Genomic DNA, 11,691 nt, shown 5'->3' with positions numbered 1-11,691 from the left:
ATCGGCGCGGTCAGATCGCCTTGCCGGGGTTGAGCAGGCCGAGCGGGTCGAAGACGGCCTTGATCCCGTGCTGCACCTCGCTCGCCACCGGCCCCGACTCCAGCGCCAGCCAGCGCCGCTTCAGCAGCCCCACCCCGTGCTCCCCGGTGAGCGTGCCGCCGAACTCCAGCGCCCGCGTGAACACCTCGTCCGCCGCCGCCCACACCTCGGCCGGCGGTTCGAGGGTGCCGTGCTCGAAGATGAAGACCGGGTGCAGGTTGCCGTCGCCCGCGTGCGCCACCGTGGCGATGCGCACGCCGTGCCGCGCCGCCGCCGCCTCGATCGCCGTGATCATCTCGGGCAGTACGGATCGCGGCACGCACACGTCCTCGACCAGGCACGCCCCCTGCCGCTCCTTGGCCCCGTACGCCAGCCGCCGCAGCCCGACCAGTTCCTCGGCCTCCTCCGGGCTGGAGGAGACGGCCACGAACGAGGCCCCGTTGCCGGTGCAGATCCGCTCCATGCGCTCGACCGCGGCCTGCCCGTCGGGCGCGTCGGACTGCCCGATCAGCATGGCCTGCGTCGTGGCTTCGAGGCCGATGTTGCGCCAGTCGTCGATGGCCTCCAGCGTGGCCCGGTCCAGCAGCTCCATGAGCGACGGCTGGCAGCCGGCCGCCATGATCGCCGACACGGCGGCCCCCGCGTCCCGCAGCGAGCCGAACTCGGCGGCGAACGTCGCCGGCGGCGCGGCCGGCGCGCGGCGCAGCCGCACCGTGGCGGAGGTGATCACGCCGAGCGTGCCCTCCGAGCCGACGAAGAGGCCGGTCAGGTCGTAGCCGGTGACGCCCTTCATCGTGCGCCGTCCGGTGTTCAGTATCCGGCCGTCGGCCAGCACGACCTCGAGGCCGAGCGCCGAGTCCCTGGTCACGCCGTACTTGACGCAGCGCAGCCCGCCGGCGTTGGTGGCCAGGTTGCCGCCGATGGTGGAGATCTCGTACGAGGACGGGTCGGGCGCGTACATCAGCCCGTGCTCGCGGGCGGCCCGGTCCAGGTCGGCGGTGATGACCCCGGGCTCCACGACCGCGATCTCGTCGGCGGGCGACAGCTCCCTGATCGCGGTCATCCTGGCCAGCGACAGGATGACCGAGCCGTCGGTGCCCACGGCCGCGCCCGCCAGCCCGGTGCCCCCGCCGCGCGGCACCACCGGCACCCGGTGCTCGGTCGCCCACTTCATGGTGGTCACCACGTCGTCGCGGGAGGCGGCCAGCACGACGCCGAGCGGTTTGCCGGGCTCCAGGAACGTACGGTCGCGGGCGTAGGAGTCGATCACGTCGGGGTCGGTCACGACGCGCGCTTCGGACAGGGAGTTCACCAAGGCATCAATCGGTCTCACAAAGAGCACTCTAGGTGCGGGAAACCGCCGCCGCAGCGGCCCGTGAACGCGGTGCGGGGGCGGTTTGCGCTGTGCGTGGCTTACGGCCAGACTGCCCGGGTGAAAGTCGGGTGCCCGGTGTGTTTGGAGACTGACCAGGTTGTCGCGGTGCCCGGAGCGGTGGCCGCCGGGACCACGTACAAGATCGGGCGGGTCAGGTTACCGGGCGCGCGTGAGATCGCCGACCTGCCCACCGCGGCGGCCCTGGGCGCGTCGAAACACGTCATGAGCCGCACGCAGCTCGCGGTCTGGCTGTCGTTCCCCAGCCGCCACTACACCCCGTGGGCCAGGAACCAGGGCTACGTGCTGCTGCTCGTCGCGGCTCTGGTGCACCTGGTCGTGTCGCTGGTGATCGCGATGGGGCAGGACCCGCGGTGGGGCGAGGTGCTGCTGGCGCCGTTCTGCCTGACGGGCCTGTTCTGGGGACTCGGGCTGCTGAACGTGCTCGGCGCGCACGGCGCCCGCAAGCGCGACGCGCGCGAGGGCCCCGCCAGGGAGAAGGCGCTGGCCGTCTGGGAGGGCCTCTACTACTGCGCCCGCGACAACGCCGTCTTCGAGCCGGGCGTCGACGTCACGTTCCACCCGAGCGAGACCCGCGAGTACATCTTCGGGTTCAGGACCGGCGGCCCCCGCTGACCCGCGGCGGGGGCCCCGGGCTCAGGCGTGCTCCGCGGCCACCAGGCGGGCGCAGACGGCCAGGCCGCTGATGGCCTGCTCCACCTCGTCCAGGTCGGGGTAGGTCGGCGCGATCCTGATCGTGCGGTCGTCGGGGTCCTGCCCGTACGGGTGCGTGGCCCCGGCCGGAGTCAGCGCGATCCCGGCTTCCTTGGCCTTGGCCACCACCTCGGCGGCGTGCGGCACCTCCAGGCTGACGAAGTAGCCGCCCTTCGGGGCCGTCCAGGTGGCCAGCCCGCCGAGCCGCTCGGTCAGCACCTTGTCGACCAGCTCGAACTTCGGCCCGATCAGCTCGGCGTGCCGCCGCATGTGCGCGCCCACGCCCGCGGCGTCGCGCAGGAACTCGACGTGGCGGAGCTGGTTGATCTTGTCGGGGCCGATGGACTGCTTGGAGGTGTTGTGCAGGAACCACGCCACGTTCGCGGGCGAGGACCCGAAGAACGACACGCCGGAGCCGGCCAGCGTCACCTTGGAGGTGGAGGCGTAGACGAACACCCGGTCGGCGTTGCCTCGCTCGGCGCTGAGCGCGAGCAGGTCGGCCAGTTCGTCCGGGGTGTCGGTGAGGTGGTGCACCGCGTACGCGTTGTCCCAGAAGATCCGGAAGTCGGGCGCGGCCGTGGTCATGGCGGCCAGCCTGCGCACGGTCTCGTCGCTGTAGGTGACGCCGGACGGGTTGCTGTACTTCGGCACGCACCACATGCCCTTGACGCTCGCGTCCTGTGCGACCAGGCGCTCGACCACGTCCATGTCGGGCCCGCCGGCGTTCATCGGGACGGGCACCATCGTGATCCCGAACCGCTCGCAGATCGTGAAATGCCGGTCATAGCCCGGCACGGGGCAAAGGAACGTGATCTTCGGCTCCTCGACCCACCGCCGCGCGGCCCCCGGCACCGGGGTCAGCAGCGCGTGCACCACGGTGTCGTGCATCATCGCCAGGCTGGAGTTGCCCCCGACCACGAGCTGCCCGGCGGGCACCTGGACCAGCGGCGCGAACAGCTCCCGCAGCTCCGCCAGGCCCTGGAGGTTGCCGTAGTTGCGGCCGTCGGTGCCGTCGGCCGCCCGATACGACGTGGGCAGTTTGATCAGGTCGTTGGAGAGATCGAGCTGGCGCGGTGACGGCTTGCCCCTGGTGAGGTCGAGCGAGAGCCCTCGCTGGACGAGGTCGGCGTAGTCACGCTGAGCGGTCACGATCATCTCCTTCGTGTCGGTCCGGCACACGAAGGATAGAAGATGTCACCAGGTGGACCGGTAACCATCCGCCATGTGGACACGGGGGGTCGGGAGATCCGGCTCGGTCATCCAGTCCGGAATTTCGTCAAAGCTTTCCGCCGCCGACAACAAAGAACGACTTCACGAGCGGCGATCGTTGGCGTGAAATGGGTAGATCGGGGCAGGCAAAACTCCGCGTCGGAGGGGAGCAGCCGTGACGACCGTTCGAGAGACCTCGATCGAGCAGGTCAGGCGCCGTCGCACCGGGACCGTCATCGCCTCCTGGCTGTCGACGACCGATCACAAGGTCATCGGGTATCTCTATCTGATCACCTCGTTCGGGTTCTTCCTGATCGCGGGCGTGATGGCCATGGTCATCCGCGCCGAGCTGGCGCTCCCGGGCATGCAGCTCGTCAACCAGCATCAGTACAACCAGCTCTTCACCGTCCACGGCACGGTGATGCTGCTGCTGTTCGCCACACCGCTGTTCGCCGGGTTCGCGAACGTGGTCATGCCCCTCCAGATCGGCGCCCCCGACGTGGCCTTTCCCCGGCTGAACGCGGTGGCGTACTGGTTGTTCCTGTTCGGCGGGCTGATGGTGGTGGCCGGGTTCGTCACGCCGGGGGCGCGGCCGACTTCGGGTGGTTCGCGTACACGCCGCTGTCGTCGGCGGTGCACACGCCGCAGATCGGGGCCGACCTGTGGATCATGGGGCTGGCGCTGTCCGGCCTCGGCACGATCCTCGGGGCGGTCAACTTCGTCACCACGATCATCGGCATGCGGGCGCCGGGCATGACCATGTTCCGGCTGCCGCTCTTCACCTGGAACGTGCTGCTGACCAGCATGCTCGTGCTGATGGCGTTCCCCGTGCTGGCCGCCGCGCTGCTCGTGCTGGAGTCGGACCGCAAGCTCGGCACCCAGGTCTTCGTGGCCGACAACGGCGGGCCGATGCTGTGGCAGCACCTGTTCTGGTTCTTCGGCCATCCCGAGGTCTACATCATCGCGCTGCCGTTCTTCGGCATCATCACCGAGGTCATCCCGGTGTTCAGCCGCAAGCCGATCTTCGGTTACATCAGCCTGGTGGCGGCGACGATCTCGATCGCGGGCCTGTCCATCACGGTCTGGGCGCACCACATGTTCCCGACCGGCCAGGTGCTGCTGCCGTTCTTCTCGTTCATGACGTTCCTCATCGCGGTGCCGACCGGCGTGAAGTTCTTCAACTGGATCGGCACGATGTGGCGCGGCCATCTGAGCTTCGAGTCGCCGATGCTCTTCTCGGTCGGCTTCCTCATCACCTTCCTCCTCGGCGGTCTGACGGGCGTCATCCTGGCCTCGCCGCCGCTCGACTTCCCACTCAGCGACAGTTACTTCGTCGTGGCGCACTTCCACTACGTGGTCTTCGGCACCGTCGTGTTCGCGATGTTCGCCGGGTTCTACTTCTGGTGGCCGAAGATGACCGGCCGGATGCTCGACGACAAGCTCGGCAAGGCCCACTTCTGGACCCTGTTCATCGGCTTCCACACCACCTTCCTCGTCCAGCACGTGCTCGGCCAGCTCGGCATGCCCCGCCGCTACGCCGACTACGGCGAGGCCGACGGCTTCACCGCGTTCAACCAGATCTCGTCCGTGGGCGCGTTCCTGCTGGGCGCCTCGACGCTGCCGTTCCTCTACAACGTCTGGAAGACCGCCAGGCGCGCGCCCAAGGTCACGGTCGACGACCCCTGGGGCTTCGGGAACTCGCTGGAGTGGGCCACGAGCTGCCCGCCGCCGCGCCACAACTTCACCAGCATGCCGCCCATCCGCTCCGAGCGGCCCGCCTTCGACCTGCACTATCCCCGTGTGCCGCAGGGCGAGGCCCCCGGGGCCGGCGACCGCGAGAAGCTCGCGGCCGACGGGCGTGAGCCCCCCGAGGTGCCGCCGCGCGACGACGCACCCGGCTGACCCCCTGACGTTTCGCCCGTCCGAGGAGATCGGCGATGACAGGCATGAAGCACCCCTTCGATCCCGAGCAGGCGCCCTGCGGCAAGCCGTCCGGCGGTGAACGTTTCGTCGACGACGACGGCCACGGCCTGGTGATCCGCGACCAGTTGTTCGACTGCGGCTGCCGCCGGATCCGGCACGACTACCACGACGGCAGCATCCACCTGTCGGCGGTCCGCCACGACGGCAAACGGGTCAAGGACCCGATAGAACCCGACCACGGGAAGTGACCCAAATGATCGATGTGCTCATCGTCGGGGGCGGCGGAGCGGGCTTGAGAGCGGCCATCGCGGTCGCCGAGACGGACCCCACTCTCAAGGTGGCGGTCGTGTCGAAGGTCTACCCGATGCGCAGCCACACCGTCTCGGCGGAGGGCGGGGCCGCCGCGGTGATCGGCATCGACGACACGCTCGACGAGCACTGCTACGACACGATCTCGGGCGGCGACTGGCTCTGCGACCAGGACGCGGTGGAGGCGTTCGTACGGGACGCGCCCGCGGAGCTGATCCAGCTCGAACACTGGGGCTGCCCCTGGAGCCGGGAGAGCGACGGCCGGGTCTCGGTGCGCCCGTTCGGCGGCATGAAGAAGATGCGCACCTGGTACGCCGCCGACAAGACCGGCTTCCACCTCCTGCACACGCTTTTCCAGACGACGCTGAAACACCAGGAGATCATCAGGTACGACGAGTGGCACGTCACCAAGCTCGTCGTGGACGACGGCCGCGTCCACGGGGTCGTCGCCGTCGAGCTGCGGACCGGCCGCATCGAGGCCATCCCCGCCAGGACCGTCATCCTGGCCACCGGCGGCTGCGGCAAGGTCTTCCCCTTCACCACGAACGCCGCCATCAAGACCGGCGACGGCATGGCCCTGGCCTACCGGGAGGGCGCCCCGCTCAAGGACATGGAGTTCGTCCAGTACCACCCCACCGGCCTGCCGTTCACCGGGATCCTCATCACCGAGGCGGCCAGGGCGGAGGGCGGCTGGCTGATCAACAAGGACGGCTACCGCTACCTGCAGGACTACGACCTCGGCAGCCCCACGCCCACGCCGAAGCTGCGCAGCATGGAGCTGGGCCCGCGCGACCGGCTCTCACAGGCGTTCGTGCACGAGCAGAGCAGGGGCCGCACCGCGGACACGCCGTACGGCCCGGTCGTCTACCTGGACCTGCGCCACCTCGGCGCGGCGAAGATCGACTCCCGCATCCCGTTCGTGCGCGAGTTGTGCCGCAGCTACCAGAACCTCGACCCGGCCACCGACCTGATCCCCGTGCGCCCGGTCGTGCACTACATGATGGGCGGCGTCCACACCGACCTGTACGGGGCCACCACGATCGCCGGGCTGTTCGCGGCCGGGGAGACCGCCTGTGTGAGCATCAACGGCGCCAACCGGCTGGGCTCCAACTCGCTGGCCGAGATCCTCGTCTTCGGCCGCAGGGCCGGGCTGGCCGCCGCCGAGTTCGCCAGGTCACATCGCGGCGAGGACGCGGGGGCGGCGGCCGTACGGAGTCAGGAGCGGGACGAGCGGCGGCGGTTGGAAGGCGTCCGCGGGGGCAGCAGCCACGGTGAGCGGATCGCGGACCTGCGCGAGCAGATGCAGCACACGCTCGAAGGGGCCGCCGGCATCTACCGCACGGGCGACGCGCTGACCAAGGCCGTCGACACGCTCGCGGACCTGCGCGAGCGCGCCAAGGAGGCCCGCGTGGACGACACCAGCACGGCGTTCAACACCGAGCTGATCAACCTGCAGGAGCTGCACGGCATGCTGGAGCTTGCGCAGACCATCGTGGCCTGCGCGCTGAACAGGCAGGAGTCGCGCGGCGCCCACCAGCGCACCGACTTCACCGCGAGGGACGACGAGACCTACCTGGCGCACTCCCTCGTGCACCGCGCACCCGACGGCACGCCGTCCGTCGGGCTGCTGCCCGTGACGATCACCCGCTGGCCTCCTGGAGAAAGGGTCTATGGCCGTGACTGACACGACGGAAGCGGTAGGGCAGGCGGCGGGCACGCGGACCATCCGCCTGGAGGTGGCCAGGTACCGCCCGGGGGAGGACGCCGAGCCGGTCCTCCAGGGCTACGACGTGCCCCTGCTGCCCGACTGGGCGGTGCTCGACGCGCTCAACCACATCAAGGACCAGCTCGACGGCAGCCTGTCGTACCGTTGGTCGTGCCGCATGGGCGTGTGCGGCTCGTGCGGCATGACCGTCAACGGCGAGCCCCGGCTGACGTGCGGCGCCTTCCTCAGCGAGTACGGCGACGGGCCGGTCAGGATCGAGCCGCTGCAGGGATTCCCAGTCATCAGGGACCTGGTGGTGGACATCGACGACTTCCTGGCCAAGCTGTCGTCGGTGCGGCCCTGGCTGATCAGGGAGGGCGAGGAGCCGCCGCTGACCACCGAGTACGCCCAGACGCCCGAGCAACTGGAGGCGTACAAGCAGTACAGCATGTGCATCAACTGCCTGCTGTGCTACTCGGCCTGCCCGGTCTACGTGCTCGACCCCGACTTCCTCGGCCCGGCCTCGATCGCGCTGGCCCAGCGCTACAACCTGGACTCGCGGGACATGGGCGACCGCTTCGACGTGCTCAACACGGACGACGCCGTGTGGGGGTGCACGTTCGTCGGCGAGTGCACCAGGGTCTGCCCCAAGCACGTGGACCCGGCCGAGGCCATCCAGCGCTACAAGCTGACCGCCGCCCTGCGCTCGGTGCTCCCGTGGAGCAGGCGGTGAACGCGCGGGCGGGAAGGGAGATCGACCGCTCGGGTGACTACCGGCCGGGGCGCGACTGGCTCTGGTTCGCCCGCAGGCGCACGTACGCGGTGTTCGTGCTGCGCGAGCTGACCAGCGTGCTCGTGGCCTGGACGATCGTGTTCCTGCTGATGCTCGCCGACGCGGTGCTGGGCGGGAGCCTGCCGGAGTTCGCGGCGCTGGCCGCCCGGCCGTGGATGATCGCGATCAACCTGGTGGCGCTGGCCGCGACCGTCTTCCACGCGGTCACGTTCCTGAACCTGGCGCCCAAGGCCACCGTCGTCCGGCTGGACGGCTACCGGCTGCCCGCGTGGCTGATCCAGGGCGGCAATCACACGCTCTGGCTGGTGGTCTCCCTGGTCATCGCCTTCTTCGTGCTGAGGGGATTTCGATGAGGCGCACGCCGGAGCCGTACCTGTGGCTGCTGTTCAGCGGCGGCGGAGTGGTGGCGGCGCTGGTGCTGCCGGTGCTGGTGCTGCTGTTCGGGGTGCTCATGCCGCTGGGCGTGGTGGACTGGCCGACGGCCGAGCACCTGCGCGGGCTCCTCGGCCACGTCCTCGTACGCCTCGCGCTGGTCGTGGTCGTCGTGCTCTGCCTCTTCCACGCGGCGCACCGGATCCGCTTCACCAGCGAGGAACTGTTCGGCATCGCCCGATTCGACCTGCCGATCGCGCTGCTCTGTTACGGGGCGGCCGTGGCGGGCGGGGTCGTCGCGGCGGTGTTCATGTTCGGGCCGCGATGAGTTCATGCGACGAATGTCGTATTTTGATCACGTTTCAACAACGTACTTTACGATGCCTTGACCCACCCTCTAGCGTCCGGCATTGCCACCCTTTTGGCCATCGCGCCCGGCGATCCCGGGCAGAGAGGGTTTCTGGTGCCCAGCAGAAAGCGCCTGTTAGCAACGGTCCCGGCGGTCGCCGTCCTCGGTGCCGCCCTGACGGTGCCCCCGGCTCAGGCGACCTCCGTCGCCCGCTACGAGCCCGCCGCCTCGGATTACTACATCAACTACGCTCCTCCACAGGTCGAGAAGGACGTGAAGGAGCCCACGCTCAACGACAGCCAGAAGGCCCGCTCGCTCACTCCGGCCCAGAAGTACGACCGGAAGTTCAGCAGCGGCAACCCGGCGGCCGGTCGCGTCCTCGCCGAACGCGAGAACGAGGCCATCAGAACCGGCCGCAACCCGGCTGAATGGATCTTCAAAAAGTCCAAGCAGACGCGTACGGCCAAGCTCCTGACCGTCCTGGTCGAGTTCGACGAGCAGGCCAACGACGACTTCTCCGGCTTCAACCGGCTGCGTACCGTCAACAGCGGCCCCAACGACTGCGCGGTCGAGCCGGCGGGCACGCTCAAGAACGGCCCGCTGCACAACAACATCCCCGACCCGGCCACGCTGCCGCAGAAGGACAACAACTCCTTCTGGGTCAAGGACTTCAGCACCGAGCACTTCAACAAGATGCTCTACACCGACACGGGCATCACCGAGCGCGTGCGTCCCGACCTGAAGGACCCGCGCGACGGCAAGGCCGGCATCGACATCTCCGGCTTCACGATGAAGAAGATGTACGAGGAGATGTCGAAGGGCGCCTACTCGGTCACCGGCTCCGCGGTCGGCTGGATCAAGGTCCCGCACTCCGAGGCGTGGTACGGCGCCGCGGCCTGCGGCGGCGCGCCCCAGGACATGTCGGGCCACCCCGACAACCCGCTCGGCGCGCAGCAGCTTCCCATCGACACGGTCGAGGCGCTGGCCAAGTCGCAGCCCGACTTCCCGTGGGCCGACTACGACGTCGAGGACATCTCCGACGCCGACGGCGACGGCAACTTCGCCGAGCCCGACGGCGTGATCGACCACCTCGTGCTCGTGCACGCCGGCAAGGACAAGTCGTCCGACGGCGGCGCCGAGGGCACCTACGCGATCTGGGCCCACTCCAGCGCGGTCGCCGGCGGCTACAAGATCCCCGGCACCGACAAGAAGATCTCGAACTACATCGTGCAGCCCGAGGACTCCGGCGTCGGCGTCTTCGCCCACGAGTACGGCCACGACCTCGGCCTGCCCGACCTGTACGACACCTCCGGCCAGGCCAGCTCCGCGGTGGACTTCTGGGACCTGATGTCCAGTGGCTCCCACTCAGGCCCCATCTTCCAGTCGATGCCCAGCCACATGGGCCTCTGGGACAAGTGGGTGCTCGGCTGGGCGAACCCGAAGGTGTTCAACCCGGGCGACGCGGCCAAGCTCGTCACGGTCGGCCAGTCCTCGCGAACGCCCAAGCTCACCCAGGACGGCGTCCGGGTGAACCTGGACTCCTCGCCGCTCAAGATGATCGACGTCCACAGCGGCTCGAACGCCTGGTGGAGCGGGCTCGACCAGGACTGGGCCAACCTCACGGTGAGCCGCGACCTGCCCGTCCCGGCCGGCACCGACCTCAAGCTGTGGATGTGGAACAACTACGAGATCGAGCCCGACTGGGACTTCGGCTTCGTCGAGGTCTCGACCGACGGCGGCGAGTCGTGGACCCAGCAGAAGATCTACGACGAGGCCGGCAACGAGGTCAGCACGCCCGACGACTACCCGGACCCGAACAAGAACCTGAAGACGTTCGGCAACAAGAAGTACGGCCTCACCGGTGACACCGGCGGCGCCTGGCGGCACGACTACGTCGACCTGACGCCGTTCGCGGGGCAGACGATCAAGCTGCGGCTGGCGTACAACACCGACGCCGCCTACCAGATGCGCGGCTGGCACGTGGACGACTTCGAGCTGACCAACGGCGGCGCCTCCGTGTGGAGCGACGACGTGGAGAGCGACACCGGCTGGAAGCCGGTCCACGGCACGTTCACCAACACCAGCGGCGAGGGCTGGACCCGCAACAACGGCGAGCGCGAGATCTCCCGCTTCTACCTGGCGGAGTGGCGCAACTTCGACGGCTTCGACAAGGGCCTGGCCTACACCTACGACACCGACTACCTCCGTGAGGGGGCGTGGAAGGTGCAGAAGGTGAAGTACAACGCTCCCGGCCTGCTGGTGTGGTACCGCGACTCGACGTTCATCAACAACAACGTCGGCGACACCCTCCGCAACCCGCCGAGCGTGGGGCCCAAGGGCAGCCTGCTGGTCGTGGACTCCCACTACGAGCCGCTGCGCCGCACCGGGACCGCGGCGGAGAAGGACCCGACGCTCAACAAGAACCTGCAGGGCCGCGTCCAGACCTCGAACGCCGCGTTCGGGTTCGGCAAGACGTACCCGTTCAAGGAGTGCCTGGAGGCGGCGGACGAGCCGTACAGCACGTACTGCACGGACTTCCCCGCGCAGAAGGGCGTCTCGACGTTCACCGACGCCAAGACCTGGTACCCGGGCCTCGAGGTGATCGACGGCGGCCTGTACTACCGGGACTTCGACGCCTCGGTGGTCGTGCCGTCGAAGGGCGACCAGAGCTACACCACCCGCGTGGTGCACCAGGACGGCACCCCGGCCACGGAGTTGTACGGCCAGGTGGCCGCCGGCTCGGTGCTCGGCACCGGCAACCCCGGTGACGAGGGCAAGGCTCTGGGCGTGCAGTTCAAGCTGGTGAGCCCGCTGCCGGGCAACCTGGGCGCCGTCGTCCACGTGGTCCCGCCGAAGAAGTGAATCAAGGGGCCGCCAGGAACCCTGGCGGCCCCTAACATGGGTGA

Annotated in this window: 9 protein-coding genes and 1 pseudogene; 8 read left to right on the top strand and 2 right to left on the bottom strand. The window is 69.2% G+C overall.

The window, feature by feature from the left end:
• Window positions 1–10: 10 nt before the first annotated feature.
• Complete coding sequence (locus ACZ6S0_RS02580) at window positions 11–1,372, bottom strand: FAD-binding oxidoreductase (RefSeq protein ID WP_465912821.1); 1,362 nt, start codon at window positions 1,370–1,372, stop codon at window positions 11–13.
• Between the two features lie 123 nt (window positions 1,373–1,495).
• Between ACZ6S0_RS02580 and ACZ6S0_RS02575 the strand changes: the two genes are divergently transcribed.
• Window positions 1,496–2,047 (top strand): hypothetical protein, encoded by a 552-nt coding sequence (locus tag ACZ6S0_RS02575; RefSeq protein WP_465912820.1) that lies wholly within the window; start codon window positions 1,496–1,498, stop codon window positions 2,045–2,047.
• A gap of 21 nt (window positions 2,048–2,068) precedes the next feature.
• Here the strand turns inward: ACZ6S0_RS02575 and ACZ6S0_RS02570 are convergent, their stop codons facing one another.
• Window positions 2,069–3,280, bottom strand: coding sequence for an aspartate aminotransferase type Ic (locus ACZ6S0_RS02570; RefSeq protein WP_465912819.1), 1,212 nt, complete (start codon window positions 3,278–3,280; stop codon window positions 2,069–2,071).
• Between the two features lie 229 nt (window positions 3,281–3,509).
• Between ACZ6S0_RS02570 and ctaD the strand changes: the two are divergent.
• The 7 genes and pseudogenes from ctaD to ACZ6S0_RS02535 all read left to right on the top strand — a co-directional run bounded on the left by ctaD (window position 3,510) and on the right by ACZ6S0_RS02535 (window position 11,647).
• Window positions 3,510–5,236 (top strand): annotated as a pseudogene (gene ctaD, locus ACZ6S0_RS02565) (aa3-type cytochrome oxidase subunit I).
• A 35-nt stretch (window positions 5,237–5,271) separates the two neighbouring features.
• Complete coding sequence (locus ACZ6S0_RS02560; RefSeq protein WP_465912818.1) at window positions 5,272–5,505, top strand: hypothetical protein; 234 nt, start codon at window positions 5,272–5,274, stop codon at window positions 5,503–5,505.
• Window positions 5,506–5,510: 5 nt separating this feature from the next.
• Complete coding sequence (gene frdA, locus ACZ6S0_RS02555; protein WP_465912817.1) at window positions 5,511–7,250, top strand: fumarate reductase (quinol) flavoprotein subunit; 1,740 nt, start codon at window positions 5,511–5,513, stop codon at window positions 7,248–7,250.
• Window positions 7,243–8,004, top strand: coding sequence for a succinate dehydrogenase iron-sulfur subunit (gene sdhB, locus ACZ6S0_RS02550; RefSeq protein WP_465912816.1), 762 nt, complete (start codon window positions 7,243–7,245; stop codon window positions 8,002–8,004). Before frdA ends, sdhB begins: the two co-directional genes overlap by 8 nt.
• Window positions 8,001–8,417, top strand: a complete 417-nt coding sequence (locus ACZ6S0_RS02545; RefSeq protein ID WP_465912815.1) for a hypothetical protein — start codon at window positions 8,001–8,003, stop codon at window positions 8,415–8,417. The genes sdhB and ACZ6S0_RS02545 overlap by 4 nt, the downstream gene beginning before the upstream one ends.
• Entirely contained in the window at window positions 8,414–8,764 is a 351-nt protein-coding gene (gene frdD, locus ACZ6S0_RS02540; protein WP_465912814.1) for a fumarate reductase subunit FrdD, read from the top strand. Before ACZ6S0_RS02545 ends, frdD begins: the two co-directional genes overlap by 4 nt.
• Window positions 8,765–8,899: 135 nt before the next feature.
• Window positions 8,900–11,647, top strand: a complete 2,748-nt coding sequence (locus ACZ6S0_RS02535) for an immune inhibitor A domain-containing protein (protein WP_465912813.1) — start codon at window positions 8,900–8,902, stop codon at window positions 11,645–11,647.
• The last annotated feature ends 44 nt before the right edge of the window (window positions 11,648–11,691 follow it).

This window comes from Nonomuraea sp. NPDC051298 (genome assembly GCF_055586305.1).
The sequence above is the reverse complement of the archived record's forward strand: the minus strand, read 5'-3'. Positions and strand labels throughout refer to the sequence as shown.

Coding starts and splice junctions, on each gene's coding strand:
- frdD (WP_465912814.1), top strand. CDS start 8,414: ATGAGGCGCACGCCGGAGCCGTACCTGTGGCTGCTGTTCAGCGGCGGC.
- frdA (WP_465912817.1), top strand. CDS start 5,511: ATGATCGATGTGCTCATCGTCGGGGGCGGCGGAGCGGGCTTGAGAGCG.
- ACZ6S0_RS02570 (WP_465912819.1), bottom strand. CDS start 3,280: ATGATCGTGACCGCTCAGCGTGACTACGCCGACCTCGTCCAGCGAGGG.
- ACZ6S0_RS02560 (WP_465912818.1), top strand. CDS start 5,272: ATGACAGGCATGAAGCACCCCTTCGATCCCGAGCAGGCGCCCTGCGGC.